17 protein-coding genes are annotated in these 20,830 nt (G+C 67.6%); 11 read left to right on the forward strand and 6 right to left on the reverse strand.

The window, feature by feature from the left end:
- Nucleotides 1-21: 21 nt before the first annotated feature.
- On the reverse strand, nucleotides 22-1,269 hold the full coding sequence (locus ACQY46_RS06850; protein ID WP_428699515.1) for an ABC transporter substrate-binding protein: 1,248 nt from the start codon (nucleotides 1,267-1,269) through the stop codon (nucleotides 22-24).
- 88 nt (nucleotides 1,270-1,357) lie between these two features.
- Nucleotides 1,358-1,843 (reverse strand): Lrp/AsnC ligand binding domain-containing protein, encoded by a 486-nt coding sequence (locus tag ACQY46_RS06855; protein WP_428699516.1) that lies wholly within the window; start codon nucleotides 1,841-1,843, stop codon nucleotides 1,358-1,360.
- Between the two features lie 146 nt (nucleotides 1,844-1,989).
- On the opposite strand from ACQY46_RS06855, the gene putA reads away from it, so the two are divergent.
- Nucleotides 1,990-5,133 carry a bifunctional proline dehydrogenase/L-glutamate gamma-semialdehyde dehydrogenase PutA gene (gene putA, locus ACQY46_RS06860; RefSeq protein ID WP_428699517.1) on the forward strand — a complete coding sequence of 1,048 codons (3,144 nt, stop codon included), beginning with the start codon at nucleotides 1,990-1,992 and terminating at the stop codon, nucleotides 5,131-5,133.
- Nucleotides 5,134-5,161: 28 nt separating this feature from the next.
- Here putA and hrpB read toward each other — a convergent pair whose 3' ends face one another.
- The 4 genes from hrpB to ACQY46_RS06880 all read right to left on the reverse strand — a co-directional run bounded on the left by hrpB (nucleotide 5,162) and on the right by ACQY46_RS06880 (nucleotide 10,145).
- Nucleotides 5,162-7,645 (reverse strand): ATP-dependent helicase HrpB, encoded by a 2,484-nt coding sequence (hrpB, locus tag ACQY46_RS06865; RefSeq protein ID WP_428699518.1) that lies wholly within the window; start codon nucleotides 7,643-7,645, stop codon nucleotides 5,162-5,164.
- Complete coding sequence (gene glk, locus ACQY46_RS06870; protein ID WP_428699519.1) at nucleotides 7,642-8,685, reverse strand: glucokinase; 1,044 nt, start codon at nucleotides 8,683-8,685, stop codon at nucleotides 7,642-7,644. Before glk ends, hrpB begins: the two co-directional genes overlap by 4 nt.
- The gene (locus tag ACQY46_RS06875) at nucleotides 8,685-9,059 is read right to left on the reverse strand and encodes a methylglyoxal synthase (protein ID WP_428700429.1); all 375 of its coding nucleotides are present in this window, start codon (nucleotides 9,057-9,059) and stop codon (nucleotides 8,685-8,687) included. The genes glk and ACQY46_RS06875 overlap by 1 nt, the downstream gene beginning before the upstream one ends.
- Before the next feature lie 231 nt (nucleotides 9,060-9,290).
- Nucleotides 9,291-10,145, reverse strand: coding sequence for a DUF1194 domain-containing protein (locus ACQY46_RS06880; RefSeq protein WP_428699520.1), 855 nt, complete (start codon nucleotides 10,143-10,145; stop codon nucleotides 9,291-9,293).
- A 607-nt stretch (nucleotides 10,146-10,752) separates the two neighbouring features.
- Between ACQY46_RS06880 and ACQY46_RS06885 the strand changes: the two genes are divergently transcribed.
- The 10 genes from ACQY46_RS06885 to deoA all read left to right on the forward strand — a co-directional run bounded on the left by ACQY46_RS06885 (nucleotide 10,753) and on the right by deoA (nucleotide 20,808).
- On the forward strand, nucleotides 10,753-11,730 hold the full coding sequence (locus ACQY46_RS06885; RefSeq protein ID WP_428699521.1) for a sugar-binding transcriptional regulator: 978 nt from the start codon (nucleotides 10,753-10,755) through the stop codon (nucleotides 11,728-11,730).
- A 37-nt stretch (nucleotides 11,731-11,767) separates the two neighbouring features.
- Nucleotides 11,768-12,760, forward strand: coding sequence for a BMP family lipoprotein (locus tag ACQY46_RS06890; protein WP_428699522.1), 993 nt, complete (start codon nucleotides 11,768-11,770; stop codon nucleotides 12,758-12,760).
- 76 nt (nucleotides 12,761-12,836) lie between these two features.
- Complete coding sequence (locus ACQY46_RS06895; protein ID WP_428699523.1) at nucleotides 12,837-13,829, forward strand: BMP family lipoprotein; 993 nt, start codon at nucleotides 12,837-12,839, stop codon at nucleotides 13,827-13,829.
- A complete protein-coding gene (locus ACQY46_RS06900; RefSeq protein WP_428699524.1) occupies nucleotides 13,826-15,364 on the forward strand; it encodes an ABC transporter ATP-binding protein in 1,539 nt (512 codons plus the stop codon). Before ACQY46_RS06895 ends, ACQY46_RS06900 begins: the two co-directional genes overlap by 4 nt.
- Nucleotides 15,361-16,467, forward strand: a complete 1,107-nt coding sequence (locus tag ACQY46_RS06905) for an ABC transporter permease (RefSeq protein WP_428699525.1) — start codon at nucleotides 15,361-15,363, stop codon at nucleotides 16,465-16,467. Before ACQY46_RS06900 ends, ACQY46_RS06905 begins: the two co-directional genes overlap by 4 nt.
- Nucleotides 16,468-16,481: 14 nt before the next feature.
- Nucleotides 16,482-17,450, forward strand: a complete 969-nt coding sequence (locus ACQY46_RS06910) for an ABC transporter permease (RefSeq protein ID WP_428699526.1) — start codon at nucleotides 16,482-16,484, stop codon at nucleotides 17,448-17,450.
- A gap of 42 nt (nucleotides 17,451-17,492) precedes the next feature.
- Nucleotides 17,493-17,903 (forward strand): cytidine deaminase, encoded by a 411-nt coding sequence (cdd, locus tag ACQY46_RS06915; protein ID WP_428699527.1) that lies wholly within the window; start codon nucleotides 17,493-17,495, stop codon nucleotides 17,901-17,903.
- Nucleotides 17,900-18,712 carry a purine-nucleoside phosphorylase gene (locus ACQY46_RS06920; RefSeq protein ID WP_428699528.1) on the forward strand — a complete coding sequence of 271 codons (813 nt, stop codon included), beginning with the start codon at nucleotides 17,900-17,902 and terminating at the stop codon, nucleotides 18,710-18,712. Before cdd ends, ACQY46_RS06920 begins: the two co-directional genes overlap by 4 nt.
- Nucleotides 18,705-19,481 (forward strand): deoxyribose-phosphate aldolase, encoded by a 777-nt coding sequence (deoC, locus tag ACQY46_RS06925; RefSeq protein ID WP_428699529.1) that lies wholly within the window; start codon nucleotides 18,705-18,707, stop codon nucleotides 19,479-19,481. Before ACQY46_RS06920 ends, deoC begins: the two co-directional genes overlap by 8 nt.
- Before the next feature lie 4 nt (nucleotides 19,482-19,485).
- Complete coding sequence (deoA, locus tag ACQY46_RS06930; RefSeq protein WP_428699530.1) at nucleotides 19,486-20,808, forward strand: thymidine phosphorylase; 1,323 nt, start codon at nucleotides 19,486-19,488, stop codon at nucleotides 20,806-20,808.
- Nucleotides 20,809-20,830: the final 22 nt, after the last annotated feature.

Here is a 20,830-nt window from a genome sequence, read left to right on the forward strand (position 1 = left end):
CGGCCTGCCCGGTCCGTGTCGTCATTGGGAGGCGTAGCGGGCGGTCCAGGCGCGTTCCAGCGCCGTCATCCAGCTTGCATGCGGCTCGTCGATGACCGGGCCGAGCTGCTGCGGAGTGAGCGTCGCGATACCAAGGTTAAGGGCGGCGAAGCGGGCCTTGTCGGCATCGCTCAAGGCATCGATGGCAAGCACTGTCGGATCGCCCCAGATCGTCGGGTCCTGCTTGCGCGCCTGCGCTTCCGCGCTCAGCAGGAAGTCGGCGAGAACCAGCGCGCCGGCCTTGGCATTGGCGTTGTACGGGATCGCGACGAAATGGGCATTGCCGATGGTGCCGCCGTCGAGGACGAAGGTGCGCACGGTGTCGGGCAACTCGCCGGCCGCGATCGCGGCCGAGGCGCCGGCGGGGTTGAAGGTGAAGGCGATGTCGATCTCGCCGTCAGCGAGAAGCTGGCGCATGGCCGGCTGGTTCTGCGGGAAGGCGCGGCCCTGCCGCCACATGGTCGGGTGCAACGCGTCGAGCCAGGCGAAGAGCGGTGCGACATCGGCCTCGAAGCTCGCCGGATCGACCGGCTTCGCCAGTTTGGTCCTGTCGGCAATGGTTGTCGCCAGCACCTGCTTGAGAAAGGTCGAGCCGTGGAAATTGGGCGGCTGCGGATAGGTGAAGCGACCGGGATGGGTCTTCAGGTACTCCGCCAGCGCTGCCAGGGTCGTCGGCGGATGCTCGAGCGTCGCCGTGTCATGCATGAAGACGAGCTTGGCCATGCCCCAGGGGCTTTCAAGCCCGTCTGTCGGCTCGGTGAAATCCGTCAGCACCGCCGGCTTGTCCGCCGTGTCGACCAGGTCCCAGTTGGGGAGTTTCGTCGCCCAGCCGGGTGTCGTCAGCAGGCCGGCCTTCTTGAGGGAAACGAAGTTCTCGCCATTGATCCAGACGAGATCGACCGCGCCGCCGGTGTCTTGTCCGGCCGCCTTTTCGGCGACCACCCGGGCAACGACATTGGCGGTGTCGTCGACCTTCACCTGCTCGACCGTGACACCGTGCATTTCCTTCAGCCGCTCGCCGGCCCAGGCAATGTAGCTGTTGATGCGCGGTTCCCCGCCCCAGGCATGGAAATAGACCGTCTGGCCCTGCGCGGCCTCCAGCACGGCCGGCCAGTCGGCCGGATCGGGAGCATCGGCGGCCCGCGCTCCGGCGAAGGGAGCGGCGAGCAACAGGCTGGCGGCGAGCGCCGCGCCGGCAATCGGGCGCGAACGGTGGCGGCTATCGAACATCAAGGCAGGTCCTTCCCTTTTTTCTTTTCCTGCAAGAGGCGGCAATGACGGTCAACACACGGCTTCGTTATGCTGCCGTGCGCCTGACCTAAAGTGGCAGGACATGAGTATCCTTGACCTCTTCCATTACGGCGTAGGTATGGGTTTCCCGCACGCCCGGGAGGTCGAGCACGGCATCGGCGAGAAGCTTGCGATAGGCGGCCATGTCCGAGACGCGCGCCTTGACCAGATAGTCGAACCCGCCGGCCACCATGTGACACTCCAGCACCTGGGGCACCCGCTTCACGGCCTGTGCGAAGGCGTCGAAGACATCGGGTGTGGTACGATCGAGCTTGACCTGCAGGAAGACAAGAAGCCCCAGGCCGAGGCGAAGCGGGTCGAGCTCGGCGGAGAAGCGCAGGATGTAGCCGTCCCGCACAAGGCGCTTCATCCGCTCCGCAGTTGCCGTCGTCGACAGGTTGACCCTGGCCGCGAGGTCCGTGGTGGTGATCCGGCCATCGACCTGCAGGACCGCCAGAATGCGGCGGTCAATCCGGTCTAGCGCGGGCGTTTCGGCGGTATTCTCGGATTTCACAGAATAAAACTCCGTTTTTAAAGATATTTTCGAAGAAAATAACGGAGGAATTACGGTTATGATAGGGGAATTCGCTAAGCGGACGGTCCGGGCGTGGACCAGCCGGGAAACCCGCCGCGCGGCATTCGTTGTGTTCAGGAGCCGTCATGAGCCTTGCATCGGAACGCGCGCTCGTCGCGCAGTCGCATAAAGACCTTTCGCCCTTCCGTGCCCCCTTCGCTCCTTCCGACGAAGCCGCCGTTCGTGCGCTCATCGGCAAGGGGTCCCTCGACGAGGCGACCGAGGCGCGCGTGGACGAGCTGGCTTCCGGCTACATCCAGGCGATCCGCTCGGCCATTGGCGGACTGGGCGGGGTCGAGGATTTCCTGCGCGAATACGGTCTCTCGACGCGCGAGGGGCTGGCGCTGATGGTGCTGGCGGAGGCGCTGCTGCGCGTGCCGGACGCGGCAACCGCCGACAAGCTGATCGAGGACAAGCTCGCAGCCGCGCGGTTCGACGAGTCCGAGGGCGGGCCGTCCGACACCTGGCTCGTCTCCGCCTCCTCCTGGGCACTGGGCATCACCTCGCGGCTGATTCATCCGGGCGAGGCCCCGAACACGATCCTCGCCGCCCTCGTCAAGCGCATGGGCATGCCGGCGGTGCGCGCCGCGACGCGGCAGGCGATGCGCGTTCTCGGCCACCAGTTCGTCCTAGGCGAAAGCATCAAGGGCGCGCTTTCCCGGGCGAAGGGCCAGGAGGCCAAGGGCTACCGGTACTCCTACGACATGCTCGGCGAGGGAGCGCGCACGGCCGAGGACGCGGAGCGCTATTTCCGCTCCTATGCGGATGCCATCGAGGCGATCGGCAAGGCGGCCGGCAGCGGTGAATTGCCGAACCGCCCGGGCATCTCGGTCAAGCTGTCGGCGCTGCATCCGCGCTACGAGGCGGTGAAGGGTACGCGCGCGCGCGATGAACTCGTGCCGCAGCTTCTCAAGCTTGCCCAGGCGGCCAAGCGCCACAACCTGAACTTCACCGTCGATGCGGAAGAAGCGGACCGCCTGGAGATTTCTCTCGACGTGATCGCGGCCGTTGCCGCCGATCCCTCCCTGGCGGGCTGGGACGGGTTCGGCCTCGCCATCCAGGCCTATCAGAAACGTGCGCTGGAAGTGGTCAACTGGATGATCGGCCTTGCCGAGCGCCTCGATCGCAAGTTCATGGTGCGCCTCGTCAAGGGCGCCTACTGGGACACCGAGATCAAGCGCGCGCAGGAGCGTGGCCTGACCGATTTCCCGGTTTTCACCCGCAAGGCGGCGACGGACCTGTCCTATCTCGCCTGCGCCAGGGCCATGCTTGCAGCGCGCCCGCGCATCTATCCGCAGTTCGCGACGCACAACGCCCTGTCGGTGGCACAGATCGTGGCACTTGCCGGCAATGACGGCGGCTACGAGTTCCAGCGCCTGCACGGCATGGGCGAGAGCCTGTTCAAGGCGGTGGCCGAACGCGACGGCCATCCTTGCCGGATCTATGCGCCGGTTGGCGGTCACCGCGACCTGCTCGCCTATCTCGTGCGCCGCCTTCTGGAAAACGGCGCCAACTCCTCCTTCGTCTCCGCCGTGGGCGATTCTTCGGTGCCGATCTCGCGCCTGCTCGCCCGTCCGCAGGACCTGCTTGCCGGTGGCACCCGCGCGCGCAACCCGAAGATCCCGCTGCCTGTGGCGCTTTATGGCGAGAGCCGCAACAATTCGAAGGGCCTGGAATTCGGCGTCGCCCGCGACCGCGCCCGCCTGCACGAGGCGATGGCGGGAGCGCAGGTGACCGTCGACAAGGCCCATCCCCTGTATCCGGGAGTGCCGGCCGACGGCCCGACGCGCGACATTCTCTCTCCGGTCGATGGCACCACGCGCGCCGGCCGGGTGCGCGAGGCGACGGTCGCCGAGGTTCCGGCGATGTTCGAGGCGGCCTCGAAGGGCTTCGTCCGCTGGTCGCGCACGCCGGTCGACCAGCGCGCCGCCGCGATCGGGCGGCTTGGCGACATGCTGGAGGATGATGCCCCCCGGCTGATGGCGATCCTGGCGCGGGAGGCCGGCAAGACCCTGCCCGACGGGCTGGCAGAAGTGCGCGAGGCCGTCGATTTCTGCCGCTACTACGCGGCCGAAGCCAGCAAGCTCTTCGGCGAGGGCACATTGATGCCGGGACCGACGGGCGAGGAAAACCGCTACCGGCTGCGCGGCCGCGGCGTCTTCGTCTGCGTTTCGCCGTGGAACTTTCCGATGGCGATCTTCCTCGGCCAGATCACGGCGGCGCTGCTTGCCGGCAACACGGTCATTGCCAAGCCGGCGGAGCAGACCCCGCTGATCGCCTATGAGACGGCGAAGCTGATCCACGCCGCCGGTGTGCCGCAAGACGTCTTCCTGTTGGCTCCCGGCGGCCGCGATCTCGGCGCGGCGCTTGTCGCCGAGCCGCGCGTCGCCGGCGTCGCCTTTACCGGCTCGACGGAAACCGCCTGGGCGATCAACCGGACGCTTGCCGAAAAGCGCGGCCCGATCGTGCCGCTGATCGCCGAGACAGGCGGCATCAACGCGATGCTGGTCGATGCCACGGCCCTGCCCGAGCAGGTCTGCGACGACGTTATGATGTCGGCCTTCCGTTCCGCCGGCCAGCGCTGCTCTGCGCTCCGCCTGCTCTACCTGCAGGAGGATGTTGCGGACAAGCAGATCGAGATGCTGAAGGGAGCCGCGCGAGAACTGTCGCTCGGCGATCCGGCCGATCCGGCAACCGACATCGGCCCGGTGATCGATGCCGCCGCTCGCGACCGGCTTGTCGCTCATCTGGAGGAAATGGAGCGCACGCAGAAGGTGTTGCTCTCCTGCAAGGCCCCGGGCGGGGCGTTGGCGCGCGGCACCTGGGTGGCGCCGCACATCGTCGAGCTCGACAGTCCCGACGCGCTCACCCGGGAGACCTTCGGCCCGATCCTGCATGTGGTGCGCTACAAGGCGTCGAACCTGCCGAAGATGCTGGAGACGATAGCCGCCACCGGCTACGGCCTGACGCTCGGCGTGCACAGCCGCATCGACGCGACGGTCGCGGCTGTCGTCGACCGCCTTTCGGTCGGCAATGTTTATGTCAACCGCAACACGATCGGCGCGGTGGTCGGCACTCAGCCCTTCGGCGGGTCCGGCCTGTCCGGAACCGGCCCCAAGGCGGGCGGCCCGGCCTATCTTGGCCGCTTCGCGCTGGAGCAGGTGGTGTCGATCAACACCGCCGCCGCCGGCGGCAACGCGAGCCTGATCGCCATGGCAGAGGAAGACTGAGACACGCGACCTGCCGGGCTGGTCGGCGCTACTTGCGCGGCTTGGCGCGGTTGGTCGCCGGGGCTGAAAGCGGATCGTCCGGCCAGGGGTGCTTGGGATAGCGGCCTTTCATCTCCGCCTTCACCGCCCCCCAGGAGCCGCGCCAGAAGCCCGGCAGGTCGCGGGTGATCTGGATCGGCCGATGAGCGGGTGAGAGAAGCTCCAGAATGAGCGGCACCCGCCCGCCGGCGATTGCCGGATGGCGGTCCAGGCCGAAGAGCTCCTGGACCCGCACAGGCAGGACCGGTCCTTCGTTCCGGTCATAGTCGATCGGCACATGCGAGCCGGAAGGTGCCGCGAAATGGCTCGGCAGAAGCCGGTCGAGTTCGCCGAGCCGGTGCTGGGGCAGGAGTGCTGCCAGCGCGTTGCCGAGTGTGTCCGAACCGATCTCGGCGACGCTGCGCTTTCCCGCCAGATAGGGCTCGAGCCAGTCCTCGAGACGGTCCGTGAGCGCGGCGTCCGAGACATCCGGCCATGCCTCCGCCTCGTCCGGCGGCAGCAGCTTGCGCAGCGTTGTCACGCGGGCCCTCAGGACGGCTTGCGGTTTCGACCAGGAAAGAACGTCGATGCCGCGCGCCTTTATGAAACCGGCAAGCGCGGCGGCCACGGCAGCCGGGTCGGGTGAGGGCTCGATGTCTTCGCGCAGCACGAGCTTGCGATAGCGCCTGAGGCGGCGTGCCCGTACCGCGCCCGATCCGTCGCAGGTGACGTGCGTCTCTTGCGTGATCTGGGCGGAGAACAGTTCCTCGATGTCCTCCCGCAAGAGGGGCGCGGCGAGCAGAATGCGGCCACGCGCGGCGCTCCCCTGAACCTCGGCGACAACCAGAAAGGCCTCGCGCGCCAGCGCCTCTGTCTCCTCGACCCTGGCGCCGCGGCCGTTGGCCATGCGAAAGCCGCCCTTGCCGTCCTGCGCCTGCGCGATCCGGTCCGGGTAGGCGAGCGCGAGAATGCGCCCGGCGTCCCCCATTGCGGTTCCGCTTTTGCTTTCGCCGCCGGCAAGCCGGCGCCAGCGGTCCGCCATGCCCTGAGCGGCTCGGCTGCGTGGATCGCGGGCGCGCCGGAAGGTATCGAGCCGGTGCCGGAGATCGGCCGAGCGCCCGCCCAGTCCCTGTTCGGACAGGAGGGCCGCGATCTGGGCGGCCAGTGTGGCCTCCCCGGTCCTGCCGGCCAGCACCAGCATGTGGGCAAGCCGGGGCGCAACGGGCAACTCGCGCATCCGCCGGCCGGTTTCGGTCAGGCGGCCTTGCGCATCGAGCGCTTCGAGACGTTTGAGAAGCGTCACCGCCTCGTTCCAGGCCGGGCCGGGCGGGGAATCGGGAAAGCGCAGGGCGGCCGGGTCGGTGACGCCCCATGCGCCAAGGTCGAGGGCGAGGCCGGAAAGGTCGGCCTCGAGGATTTCCGGTCGGTCGTCGGGTGCAAGGGAGGCTGTCTGCGCTTCGTCCCAGAGCCGGTAGCAGATACCGGGTTCCACGCGTCCCGCGCGGCCTCGGCGCTGGTCGGCGGCGGCGCGCGACACGCGCACCGTTTCCAGCCTGGTGAGACCGGTGTCGGGCTCGAACGCCGGCACGCGGGCGAGACCGCTGTCGATGACGACGCGAACGCCTTCGATGGTGAGTGAGGTCTGGGCGATGGATGTGGCGAGCACCACCTTGCGCCGGCCTGTCGCCGGCGGCCGGATCGCGGCCGCCTGTTCGGCGCCGGAGAGCGCACCGTAGAGCGGGGCGAGATCGCTGTCGGCGGGCAGCGTGCCGGCAAGCAGGTCGGCGGCGCGGCGAATTTCGCCCTGCCCGGGCAGGAAGGCAAGGATCGAGCCGCTCTCTTCGCGCAAGGCGCGGCGCACCGCCTCCGCGATCCGGTCGGCTATCGGGCGGGCGGCGTCGCGGCCGAGATACCGGGTCTCGACAGGAAAGCTGCGCCCTTCGCAATGAATGACCGGCGCGCCGCCGAGATGGGCGGCGATACGCGCAGCGTCAATGGTCGCCGACATCGGCACAATGCGCAGGTCCTCGCGCAGCGCGCCCTGCGTGTCGAGCGCAAGCGCCAGGCCGAGGTCGCCGTCGAGAGAGCGTTCATGGAACTCGTCGAAGAGGATGCAGGCGATGCCGGTGAGTTCCGGATCGTCGAGGATCATCCGGGTGAAGACGCCTTCGGTCACCACCTCGATGCGGGTTCTCGCCGATACCCGCGTTTCCAGCCGGACCCGAAGACCGACCGTTCCGCCGAGTTCCTCACCGAGCGTCGAGGCCATCCGCGCGGCGGCGGCACGTGCAGCCAGGCGGCGCGGTTCCAGCACGACGATGCGGCCGTCACCCCGCCAGGGGGCGTCGAGCAGCGCAAGCGGCACGCGGGTGGTCTTGCCGGCGCCGGGCTCGGCCACCAGCACGCAGGCCGTGTTGCCGGCGAGCGTTTCGAGGAGTTCGGGAAGGACGGCCTCGATCGGCAGCGGGGGCTGCACCGCGCGCGGCCCGCTCATTCGGCGGCCGGCGTGCCGTCCCGCATCCAGTGTCGTCCGGCGAGTTCAACGGCAAACAGCGTCGGCGTTCGCGCGAAGGAGGCAAGACCCTTGAGGGCAGGGTTCTCGTGGCGGATCAGGAAAGTCGGGATGCTGGCAAGCAGCGCCGAATGGGGGGCCTTCGCCTCGAAGGCGGCGCGGAAGGCGGGATGCGCCAGATAGGTGTCGATGCGGCCGGGGATGCCGCCGCCGAGAAAGACACCGCCACGGGCAAGGAAGGTGAGCGCATGGTCGCCGGCAACCCGGCCGAGCGCCCGCACGAACATGTCCATCGTCCGCAGGCCGATCTCGTCGCCCGCATCGGCGGCCTCGGTCACATCGCGCGGCGCTGCAAAGCGCCGTTCGGTGCCGGCCTGTGCGGCAACCGCACGCGCCAGCCTCAGAAGGCCCGCGCCGCTGATGATGCGTTCGGCGCCGATACGTCCCTCAAGCCGCTCGATATGGGGCCAGACGCGGTAGTCTTCTTCGGAGACGGGGCCGAGTTCGACATGCCCGCCTTCGCCGGGGATCGGCACCCAGGTGCCCGCGGCATGCACCATGGCGGCGGCACCGAGACCGGTGCCGGGACCCAGCACGACCTTGGCCCGGTGCGGCAGCGCCGTGCCTCCGCCGATCTGCCGGATATCGTCCCCTTCGAGCCCTGGAAGCGCCAGGGCCTGGGCTTCGAAGTCGTTGAGCACGACGACGCTTTCCAGGCCGAGTTGCGCGATCAGTGCGCGCGGCTCGATCACCCAGTCGGCATTGGTCATCGCAATGCGGTCGCCGGTGACCGGCCCGGCCACGGCCAGCACCGCCGTGCGCGGCATCAGCGAGGTGTGGTCGAGCACCGTGTCGACCACGGCTGCGGCAAGGTCTGCATAGGCCCCGGTTTCCACCGACCCGAAGACGTGCGTTTCCGCGTGCGCATCGCTGACCACGGCGAAGCGGGCATTGGTGCCACCGATATCGGCGACGAGCACGGGGAAACGGAAGTTGCGGAAGCCGGTAAGGGTCGCTGTCATCAGGCCAGGGGTATGATTTCCGGGGTGGTCGACGTGGTGGCGAGGCCGGCGAGCCGGGCCGAGCGCAGCAGGATTTCCGCCGTCGCGCGGTTGAGCGCCGTGGGAATGTTGTAGACAAGCGCGAGCCGCATCAGGGCCTTGACGTCGACATCATGCGGCATCGGCGAGAGCGGGTCGACAAGGAAGATCAGCCCCTGCAAGCGGCCTTCCGCGATCATTGCGCCGATCTGCTGGTCGCCGCCGAGCGGGCCGCTCTTGAGGCGCTCGATCTTCAGGGACGGGCAGGCGTCCAGGATGCGTCCGCCGGTCGTTCCCGTCGCCACCAGGTCGTAGGAGCGAAGCTTCTCCTCATGCGCCCGGGCGAAGGCAACCATCTCGTCCTTGCGCGCATCGTGTGCGACGAGGGCAAGCGAAGGCCTTGCGGCGGGTGCGTTGCGGCGCGGTTCGGTCAACGGTCGATCCTGCTTGCTGCATGCGGTCGGGCGGTGATCACCATGGCGGCGATCCCCTGGACAGGATGTACCCGCTTCCGCTGCGGGTTGAAAGCCGCAGTTTGCCGGCCGCCCCGCTCGCGCCGCCAGGCCAGCCCCCGGTCGGAACCGGCTTCAGTCGTAAAGGCTGCAATTGATCGGCTTGCGCGCGTCAGCCTTCATGACGCCCGCCTGGCCGGGAGCCAACCCCGCGATCTCCAGCACCAGCTTCATGCGAATGGCATCGCCGAACTGCGTCTTGGAGCGCACGGGAATCGAGAAATGACCGGGACCGCCGATGACGCAATCCTCGTAGTAGTGGTCGAGATTCATCATCGTCTGCCATGCGTCGCGTTCCGATTTCATCATCAGCGGCAAGCCGTTGATGGTGATCCCGGAGGCGATCACCTTGTCGCGGAACTGGGTCACCTTGCCGCCCTGGTTGTTGGGGCCGTCGCCGGACATGTCGATGACCTTGCGCAACCCCTCATACTCGTTCGAGGAGACCATGGTTGCCGCCTGGGTCAGGGCTGCCGAGATCGACGTGCGCTGGCTGTGGCGCAGCGGCGCCTCGGCGATCTTGGCTGCGAAGGCGGCGGCGGTCGCCGCGTCGCTGATCACCGACCAGTCCGCGACGATGAACTGCTCGCCGACGCTGCCCCACTCCAGATAGGAGATGGCGATGCGTCCGGTCGGGCCATAGCGGATCGCGTCGAGAACCTCGGGCGAGGTGAGCGCGGCGATATAGCCTGCCCGTTGCACTTCCTGCTCGTCGCGGTCCATCGACTGGGAAATGTCGACGGCCAGCACGAGCTCGACATCGACCTCGCGGTCAGGATCGTAGCCGTAGCCGAGGACGGGCGCACCGGCCGGTGCGGCGAGTGCCGCCGACGCGGCGGTCAGGGTGGCGAGGGTGAGAGCGACGCTTGCCGCCTTCGCGAAGGTCGGCAGGAAGCGCCCTGCCCGGGGATGGGGAACTGGCACGCGCATGGTCGAAACCTCCTTCAACCGGTGAAGGGCTCCTGCCTTGTCCGACGTTCCTCGCGATATGCCTTATCTTGCGTCCGTTCCCTCGATCCCGACCGCGTTTCCGCGGTCCCTTCCGGCGCTCTGGCGATACGGAATATTGAGCAAGAGCCGTGCCAGACGCTGCGTAACCCCTGATGCCCGCCTTCCGGGGGCGGCTTTCCGGAGCACGGACGGCGAGACGCAATCCGTGCGCTTCCCGATTGCCGATTTTCATCAGCCGGTTAAACGGATCGCCTTGCGATCTTTTCCGGGTGGGGTTTCGGGCGTTCCTTCACGGTAAACTGCCCGTCTATTTGGCAAACAATGCGGATTTGCAAAAAATCCAGGCAGAAATTGCCTATCTCTACGGAAATTTCTGCCGGGGAGCCGTCCTTCCTCGTTTTTTCCGCACAGCCATCTTGCGCCAACATGCTTGACCTTGCGCGTACGCTCATGCAGTCTCGCTTGAAAGAAATCTCAAGAGCTGAAGAAATTTTCAGCCGGAGGCGAGGGGTGGTCATGGCAAGGCGCGCGCGACAGCGCGGGTAGCCTTGCGCGGTGACCGTCGGACGGGAGACGCGCGGCCATCATGCAGCAGGGTGACTGGACCACGGATATGGCCATTCGAGCGGCGTGGATGTCGTTCGTCGGCGGCGCCACGCAGGGTGAGATCGCTACCCGCCTGGGCATTTCCACCGCCAAGGTCCATCGGCTGATCGCCCATGCGCAGAAGACCGGCCTTGTCCGCTTCCAGATCGCCGGCCGGCCGTCGGATTGCCTGGAGATCGAGGCGACGCTCGCCGGGGAATACGGTCTCGCGTCATGCCTGATAGCGCCCGACATTGGCGGCCAGGACCCGGATATCGAGATACGCGCCATCGCCGAGGTGGCCGGGCCGCATCTGGCCAACCTTCTCGCCAACCCTGCGGTGTCCCAGCTTGGTGTGGGAATGGGGCGCACGCTCAAGGCGGCCATCGACCTGATGCCGCGCATCCAGCGGCCGGATCTCGGCATCGTCTCGATCTCGGGATCGCTGACGCGCAAACTCTCCGCCAATCCGTTCGATGTGGTTCAGCAACTGGCCGAACGCACGGGCGGCGAGGGGTACTATCTGCCCGTGCCCTATCTGGCCGAAGACGCCGCCGAGCGCGACATGTTCCTGGGCCAGCGCAGCGTCCAGGCCCTGCTGGAGCGCGCGCGCGCGTCCGATCTCTTCGTCATCGGTATCGGGTCGGTCGAGGATGACGGTCATCTGATACGTCGCGACCTGATCTCGCGCGAGGAGCAGCGCGACCTGATCGCGACCGGCGCGGTCTGCGACCTGATGGGGCGCTTCATCGGCCGGGACGGCCGGCTCGTCGCTGCCAAGCTCGGCGAGAAGGCCGTCGGCCTGCCGTTCGAGGCGGTGCGCGGCGCGCGCGTGGTGGCGCTGGCGGGCGGCGCGGGCAAGCTTGAGGCAACGCGCGCGGCCCTGCGCGCGGGGCTGATCACGGACCTGATCGTCGATGAAAGCCTGGGCCGCGCCCTGGCCTCGGCGGAGGGGACCAGACAGGCCCGATCGGCATGAAGCCGACGGGTGACAACAGGTGGAGGTGAGTGTGGTGATGAAGCGTTTCATTCTCGGCGTCGCCGCGGCGGCGCTGCTGTCCGGCACGGCGCTGGCGCAGGAATTCCAGCCGGCGGTCGTCTATGATCTTGGCGGCAAGTTCGACAAGTCGTTCAACGAGGCGGCCTATACCGGCGCGGAGAAGTTCAAGGCCGACACGGGTATCGAGTATCGCGATTTCGAGATCCAGAACGACAGCCAGCGCGAGCAGGCACTGCGCAATTTCGCGCGCCGCGGCGCCAATCCGGTGGTCGCCATCGGCTTCTCCCACGCCAATGCCCTGGAGAAGGTCGCCAAGGAATTCCCGGACACCAAGTTCGCCATTGTCGACATGGTCGTCGACCTGCCGAACGTCCGCTCGATCCTGTTCAAGGAGCACGAAGGCTCCTACATCGTCGGCAAGCTCGCCGCGATGGCGTCGAAGACCGGCAAGGTCGGCTTCGTCGGGGGCATGGACGTTCCGCTGATCCGCAAATTCGCCTGCGGCTACAAGCAGGGCGTCAAGGAAACCAATGCCGACGCGGAAGTCTTCGAAAACATGACCGGCTCGACCGGCGCGGCCTGGAACGATCCCGTGAAGGGCGGCGAACTGGCCAAGTCGCAGATCGATCGCGGCGCGGACGTGATCTATCACGCTGCCGGCGGCACCGGCCTCGGTGTCCTGCAGGCGGCGGCAGATTCCGGCGCGCTCGGCATCGGCGTTGACAGCAACCAGAACGGCGTTCACCCGGGCAAGGTGCTGACCTCGATGCTCAAGCGCGTCGACGTGGCCGTCGCTTCCACCTTCACGGATGCCAAGGACGGCAACTGGACGTCCGGCTTCTACACGCTGGGCCTTGCCGAGGGCGGTGTCGACTGGGCGCTCGACGAAAACAACGAGCCGCTGATCACCGACGAGATGAAGGCGGCGGTCGATCAGACCCGGGCCGATATCGTCTCCGGTAAGATCGCCGTCCACGACTACATGGCAACGGAAGACTGCCCCTACTGATCGGGCCAACCGGCCGGGGCCGTGGCGGCAAGCCGCGGCTCCGGCTTCTTTCGACGCGCACCATGGGACGCCGGCGATGACGCGCTTTCCTTGTCTCCTTGCGGGCCTTGCCTTTGCCACTGTCCTGTCATCGGTGGCGATGGCCGAGCCGGCCCTGGTCTATTCGGTCGGTGGCCGTTTCGACGGCTCCTTCAACGAGGCGGCTTATCGCGGTGCCGAACGCTTCACGGCGGAGACCGGCGAGAGCTACCGGGACTTCGAGATCGCACGCGACGCCGACAGCCTGCAGGCGCTGAGGAGTTTCGCCTCCCGAGGCCTGTCGCCTGTCGTTGCCATCGGCTTCAACCAGGCTTCGGCTGTCGCGGCAGCGGCGAAGGATTATCCGCAGACCCGTTTCTCCATTGTCGACATGGTGGTCGAGGCACCGAATGTGCGCTCTGTCGTCTTCCGCGAGCATGAAGGCGCCTATATCGCCGGGCTTCTGGCCGCAATGGCCTCGCAAACCGGCACCATCGGTTTCGTCGGCGGCATGGACATACCCATCATTCGCCGGTTCCTTTGTGGCTACCGGCAGGGCGCGGCTTCCGTCTCTGCGGATACACGCGTCCTGTTCAACATGGCCGGCGACACGCCTGCGGCGTTTGCAGATCCGGCGCGCGGCGCGGAACTGGCGCGTTCGCAGATCGCCAGGGGCGCCGACGTGGTGATCCAGGCGGCCGGGGGCACGGGCATCGGCGTGCTGCAGGCGGTTGCGGACGCCGGCAAGCTCGGCATCGGCACCGACAGCAACCAGAACGGCCTGCACCCTGGGAAGGTTCTTACCTCCATCCGCAAGCGCGTCGACGTGGCGGTCCTCGGCAATTTCGCCGATGCCCGCGATGGCAAATGGTCGGCCGGGGTCCAGGTTCTGGGTCTTGCCGAGGGCGGCATGGACTGGGTCATCGACGGTGACAATCGTGATCTGGTCACACCGGAGATGGAAGCGGCCGCGCGTGCCGCGGAGGCGGCGATCGCCGGGGGGCGGATCAAGGTTCACGACGCGGCGAGCGATGGGGAGTGCCCGCTATGAGCGAAGAGCTTGCCATCGAGCTTGTCGGCATCGACAAGCGTTTCGGCCCGGTCCATGCCAACAGGAACATCGACCTGAAGGTCCGCAAAGGGTCGATCCACGGCATTGTCGGCGAGAACGGCGCCGGCAAGTCGACGCTGATGTCGATCCTCTACGGCTTCTATCACGCGGATGGCGGCGAGATCCGTGTCGACGGCAAGACGGTCTCGATTGCCGGCAGCCAGGCCGCCATCGCGCTCGGCATCGGCATGGTCCATCAGCACTTCATGCTGGTCGAGAATTTCACGGTGCTGGAAAACGTCATCCTGGGCGCTGAAGGCGGCCCGGTTCTGGCCGGCGGCATGTCGCGGGCGCGGGCCGAACTCAAGCGCCTGGCCGCCGACTACGACCTGAAGGTCGACCCCGATGCGGTGATTGGCGACCTGCCCGTCGGCCTGCAGCAACGAGTGGAGATCCTCAAGGCGCTGTTCCGCGGTGCCGACATCCTGATCCTCGACGAACCCACGGGCGTGCTGACCCCGGCCGAGGCGGACCATCTCTTCCGCATCCTCCGGGTGCTGCGGGACGAGGGCAAGACCGTCCTCCTAATCACCCACAAGCTGCGCGAAATCATGGCCGCGACCGACCATGTGTCGGTGATGCGCCGCGGCGAGATCGTCGCCACGCGGCAGACGCAGAAGACGTCGATGGGCGAACTGGCGGAGCTGATGGTCGGCCGGCGCGTGCTGCTCGAGGTGACCAAGGGACCGGCAACGCCGGGGCGGCCGGTGCTGCAGGTGGAGGGGCTGACGGTGCGCGACGGGCGGGGCGTCGACGTCGTGCGCGATGTCTCGCTCGAGGTTCGGGCCGGGGAAATCGTCGGTATCGCCGGCGTGTCCGGCAACGGCCAGTCGCAATTGCTCGAGGCAATCGCCGGTATCCGCAAGGTGCGCTCCGGGTCCGTTACCGTCGACGGGACCCGTATCGATCTGGCCGCCACGGAGGTGGACGCAGCGCGCATGCGCCGGCTTGGCCTTGCCCATGTGCCGGAAGACCGCCACCGCATGGGGCTGGTGACGCGCTTTCCCGAATGCGAGAACGCCATCCTTGGCTATCACCACGACCCGGCCTACGGGCGGGGCGCATTCCTCGACTATGACGCCATCCGCAACGCGGCGCGCGAGAAGATCGAAAAATACGACATTCGCCCGCCTCAATGCATGCTCAAGACCGCCAACTTCTCCGGCGGCAACCAACAGAAGATCGTGCTTGCCCGCGAGATCGAGCGTGATCCGGTGATCCTGCTTGTCGGCCAGCCGACGCGCGGTGTCGATATCGGTGCGATCGAGTTCATTCACAAGCGGCTGGTGGCCCTGCGCGATGCCGGCAAGGGCGTGCTGCTCGTCTCCGTCGAACTGGACGAGATCCGGGCGCTTGCCGACCGGGTGCTGGTGATGTTCGACGGTCGGGTGGTCGGCGAACGGGCGCCGGAAACCGAGGACAGCGAACTCGGGCTGCTGATGGCAGGCGCGGCCGGACAGGAGGCGGCGGAATGACGGCAGGACAACTCCCGCGCTGGGCCGACTACATCCTGATGCCGGCAATCAATGTCACGGCGGCGTTCATTGTCTCCGGCCTTGTCGTGCTGCTGATCGGCGAGAACCCGATCGAGGCGGTCAAGGTTCTGGTCTGGGGCTCGCTCGGCTGGAACGAGGGCATCGGTTTCACCCTGTTCTACGCCACCAACTTCATCTTCACCGGGCTGGCGGTGGCGATCGCGTTCCATGCGGGGCTTTTCAATATCGGCGGGGAGGGGCAGGCCTATCTCGGCGGGCTCGGCGTGGCGCTCGCCTGTCTGGCCCTCGACCGCTACGTGCCCTGGTGGGTGACGCTGCCTGTCGCCGTGGCGGGGGCCGCCGCCTTCGGCGCGGCCTGGGCCTTCATTCCGGCGGTGCTGCAGGCGAAGCGCGGCAGCCACGTGGTCATCACCACGATCATGTTCAACTTCATCGCCGCCTCGCTCATGGTCTACCTGCTGGTCAACGTCATGTCGAAGCCCGGCTCGATGCAGCCGGAGACCCGCACCTTCGAGGATGGCGGCCGCCTGCCGCTGCTGCAGGATGTCCTGCCCTTCACCGATTTCGGATCGGCCCCGGTCAATTTCTCCTTCCTGCTGGCGCTCGCCGCGTGTCTGTTCGTCTGGGTGCTCGTCTGGCGCACGCGGCTCGGCTACGAGATCCGTACCTTCGGCGCCAACCCGACGGCGGCCATCTATGCCGGCATCTCGCCGGTGCGCATCACCGTGATCACCATGCTGCTCTCCGGCGGCCTTGCCGGCATGATGGCGATCAACGAGATCATGGGATCGCAGCACCGGCTGCTGATGGAGTTCGTTTCCGGCTACGGTTTCGTCGGCATCGCCGTTGCGCTGATGGGCCGGGCGCACCCGGTCGGTATCGTCTTTGCCGGGATCCTGTTCGGCATGCTCTATCAGGGCGGCGCCGAACTCGCCTTCGAGATGCCGGCCATCACCCGCGACATGATCGTCGTCATCCAGGGACTGGTGATCCTGTTCGCCGGTGCGCTCGAGCACATGTTCCGTCCGGCGCTTTTACGCGTCTTCGGGGTGCTGTCAGCCCCTGCCGGCACGCCGGCCTGAGTGGGAGCGCGCGCATGTTCGACACGTTGATCCTCATCCTCGACAGCACCGTGCGGCTGTCCACACCGCTGCTTCTCGCGGCTCTCGCGGGCCTTTATTCGGAGCGTTCGGGCGTCTTCGACATCGGCCTTGAGGGCAAGATGCTTGGCGCGGCCTTTGCCGCCGGTGCCGCCGCCGCCGTGACCGGCTCCGCCTGGCTCGGCCTTGCCGCCGGCATTCTCCTGTCCGTCGGGCTTGCCCTGGTGCACGGGTTTGCCTGCATCACCCATCGCGGCAACCAGATCGTCTCGGGCGTTGCCATCAACTTCCTCGCCATGGGCCTGACCGCGCTGCTCGGGCAGGCCTGGTTCAGCCAGGGCGGCCGCACCCCGCCGGTCTCGGGCGATGCCCGCTTCGCCAATCTCGTCTGGCCCTTTGCCGAAAGCCTGCGGGATGTGCCCGTGCTGGGCGGCCTTTATTCCGAGCTCCTGTCGGGGCACAACATTCTGGTCTACGCGGCTTTCCTGGCCGTGCCGTTTTCCTGGTGGGTGCTGTTCCGCACGCGTTTCGGGCTGCGCCTGCGCGCCGTTGGCGAGAACCCTGCCGCCGTCGACACGGCCGGTATCTCCGTTGCCTGGCTGCGTTACCGCGCGGTGATCTGCACCGGCATCCTGTGCGGTCTGGCCGGCTCCTATCTCGCCATCGCCCAGTCGGCCGGGTTCATCTCCAACATGACCGCCGGCAAGGGTTTCATCGCGCTCGCCGCGCTGATCTTCGCCAAGTGGAAGCCGGTGCCGGTGATGTTCGCCTGCCTGCTCTTCGGCTTCCTCGATGCCGTCGCCATTCGCCTGCAAGGCCAGAAGGTGCCCGGCATCGGCGAAGTGCCGGTGCAGGCGATCCAGGCGCTGCCCTACATTCTCACCGTCATCCTGCTGGCCGGTTTCATCGGCAAGGCGGTCCCGCCCCGAGCCGGCGGTGTCGCCTATGTGAAGGAACGCGGCTGACCGGGCCCGCCGGTCGCCCGGTCGCTGCAAGCCGAGGATCCCATGTCCCGTTTCGATGATCTCTTCGCCGCCGCCCGTGCGGCCCGGGCCAATGCCCATGCCCGCTATTCCGGTTTCGCGGTGGGCGCCGCCCTCCTGACCAGGGATGGACGCATTTTCGCCGGTTGCAATGTGGAGAATGCCAGCTTTCCGGAGGGCTGGTGCGCGGAAACCAGCGCGCTGGGTGCCATGGTCTCTGCCGGTGGCCAGCCGGGCGATGTCGTCGAGGTGGTGGTGACCGCCGATGCGGCGCTGTGCACGCCCTGCGGCGGGTGCCGCCAACGGCTTGCCGAGTTTGCCGGGGAGGAAACGCCGGTGCATGTCTGCGACACGAAGGGACTGCGCCGCACCCTGACACTGTCGGAACTGCTTCCGGCGCGGTTTGTTCTGAAGGATGAGGAAAGAGACCTATGAGCGGCTACGGACCGGAATGCGCGGAACTGGTGCGTGCGGCGCGTCCGGGGAACTATCGCCTCGGCATGGTGCTCGGCTCCGGGCTCGGGCAGCTCGCCGACGAGATCGAGGACGCCGTGCGGGTGCCGTACTCGAAGCTCTCCGGCTTCCCGGTGTCCTCCGTCTCCTCCCATGGCAGCGAACTGGTCGCCGGCACGCTTGCCGGGGTTCCGGTCGTCGTGCTGTCCGGGCGGGCCCACTACTATGAAGGAGGCGGTGCCGACGTGATGCGCACGCCGGTCGAGACGCTGAAGGAACTCGGCTGCGACACCGTTCTCCTGACCAACGCGGCCGGGTCCTTGCGCGAGGATTTCGCGCCCGGAACGCCGATGCTGATTTCCGACCACATCAACTGGTCGGGGCTCAATCCGCTGATCGGCGAGGAGAGCGACAAGCGCTTCCTCGACATGAGCGCGGCCTACGATCCGGACCTGAGGGCGCGGCTGCGTGCCTTGGCCGGGGAGGAGAACATCCCGCTCGGCGAAGGTGTCTACATGTGGTTCTCCGGCCCGTCCTTCGAGACGCCGGCCGAGATCCGCATGGCCAAGGCGCTGGGCGCCGATGCGGTCGGCATGTCGACCGTGCCGGAGGGGATCCTCGCCCGCTACCTGGGTCTGAGGGTCGCCGCGATCTCGACGATCACCAACTATGGCGCCGGCATGCAGGCGCATGGTCTGTCGCATGACGAAACCAAGTCGACCGCGCTGAAGGCGGTCGACGCGCTGAAGCGGCTGATCCGCCGTTTCGTGAAGGACCTTGCCAATGACTGACATGACGCCCGCAGAGGTCGCCCGCCGCGCCCTGCCGCTGGTCGACCTCACCAATCTGGACGATGCCTGCACGACGGCGGACATCGATGCGCTCTGTGCCCGCGCGGTGACGCCGCACGGAAGCGTTGCCGCCGTCTGCATCTGGCCGCGGCACGTGGTGCAGGCGGCAAGCCTGCTGGCCGGGAGCGGCGTGAACGTCGCAACCGTCGTCAACTTCCCGCAAGGCGGCGATGACACGCTCGCCGTCGTCGCCGGGACGAAGGCGGCAATCGCCGACGGTGCCGACGAGATCGATCTGGTGATGCCTTACCGGGCCTTCGTTGCCGGACGCAGGGGATTTGCCGAGGAGCAGATCCGCCGGGTCCGGGTGGCGTGCGGCGAGGCGCTGCTCAAGGTGATCCTGGAGACCGGCGAGATCGGCGATCCGCTGCTGATCCATGCGGCCTCGAACGTGGCGATTGCCGCCGGCGCGGATTTCATCAAGACCTCGACCGGCAAGGTCAAGGTCAACGCCACGCTGGAAGCGGCGGAGATCATGTTGACGGTCATCGAGGAACTGCGCCGCGAGGGCGGCCGCGAGATCGGTTTCAAGCCGGCCGGTGGTGTGCGCACGCTCGACGATGCGGCGGCCTATCTGACGCTCGTCGACCGGCTGCTGGGCGCCAACTGGGTCTCGGCGACGCATTTCCGCTTCGGTGCGAGCGGCTTGCTCGATGCGCTGCTTGCCGCGCTCGACGGGCGCGACGACACGGCCGGCCAAGGATATTGAGACGATGCTTGCACAGGAACTCATCCGCAGGAAACGCGACGGCGGCACGCTGAGCACCGAGGAGATCGCTTTCTTCGTCAAGGGGCTCTCCGACGAAAGCGTCAGCGAGGGCCAGGTGGCGGCGCTTGCCATGGCCGTCTTCTTCCAGGGGCTGTCGCCGGACGAGCGCGTTGCGCTGACGCTCGCCATGCGCGACAGCGGCTCGGTGCTCGACTGGTCGGACATCGACGCGCCGGTCCTCGACAAGCATTCGACCGGCGGCGTCGGCGACAATGTTTCCCTGATGCTGGCGCCTGCCCTTGCCGCCTGCGGTGCGGCGGTGCCGATGATCTCGGGGCGAGGCCTCGGCCATACCGGCGGCACGCTCGACAAGTTCGACGCGATCCCCGGTTACAGGACGCAGCCCGACAATGCGCTGTTCCGCAAGGTGGTACGCGAGGTCGGCTGCGCGGTGATCGGCCAGACGCCGGATCTCGCGCCGGCCGACAAGCGTTTCTACGGCATTCGCGATGTGACGGGCACCGTCGAAAGTCTCGACCTCATCACCGCCTCGATCCTGTCGAAGAAGCTCGCCGCTGGCCTGCAGGGTCTCGTTCTCGATGTGAAGTGGGGGACGGGCGCGTTCATGGCGACGCTAGAACAGGCAAGGGCACTGGCCGAAAGCCTGGTGACGGTCGCCAATGGTGCCGGCTGCCGCACGAGCGCGTTGCTCACCGACATGAACGAGCCGCTCGCCTCCGCCGCCGGCAATGCGGTCGAGATGCGCAATGCCGTCGACTTCCTGACCGGACGTGCGATCGACAACCGTCTGTTCGACGTCACGGTGGCGCTCGGCGCCGAAGCGCTCGTCCTTGGCGGGATTTGCGCCCGTGCCGAAGAGGGGGCGGAGAAAATGCGCGAGGCCTTCGCCAGCGGCGCGGCGGCCGAGCGGTTCGCCAAGATGGTTTCGGCCCTCGGCGGCCCGGCGGACTTCGTTGAAAAGGCGGAAGGCTATCTCGCTGCCGCGCGGGTGGAACTGCCGGTCTATCCGCAGGAGCCAGGCACTGTCATCGGCGTCGACGCGCGCGCCATCGGTGTTGCCGTCGTCGAACTCGGCGGCGGGCGCCGCCGGGCCGGCGACGTGATCGATCCGGCGGTAGGGCTGGTGCATCTTGCCGGTATCGGCCACTCCGCCGACAGCGACGCTCCGCTTGCCATCGTCCACGCCGCCGACGAGGCGGCGGCGCGAAGGGCAGGCGAAGCGGTGCGCGCCGCCTATCGGCTGGGCGCGCCGCGCGACGTAGAGGATCGGCCCGTCGTCGTGGAGCGTATCGCGCCGTCTGTCTGACGGCGGCCCGGATCGGGAACCG

This window comes from Stappia sp., from assembly GCF_965276915.1.
In the GTDB taxonomy this organism is placed as follows: Bacteria; Pseudomonadota; Alphaproteobacteria; order Rhizobiales; family Stappiaceae; genus Stappia.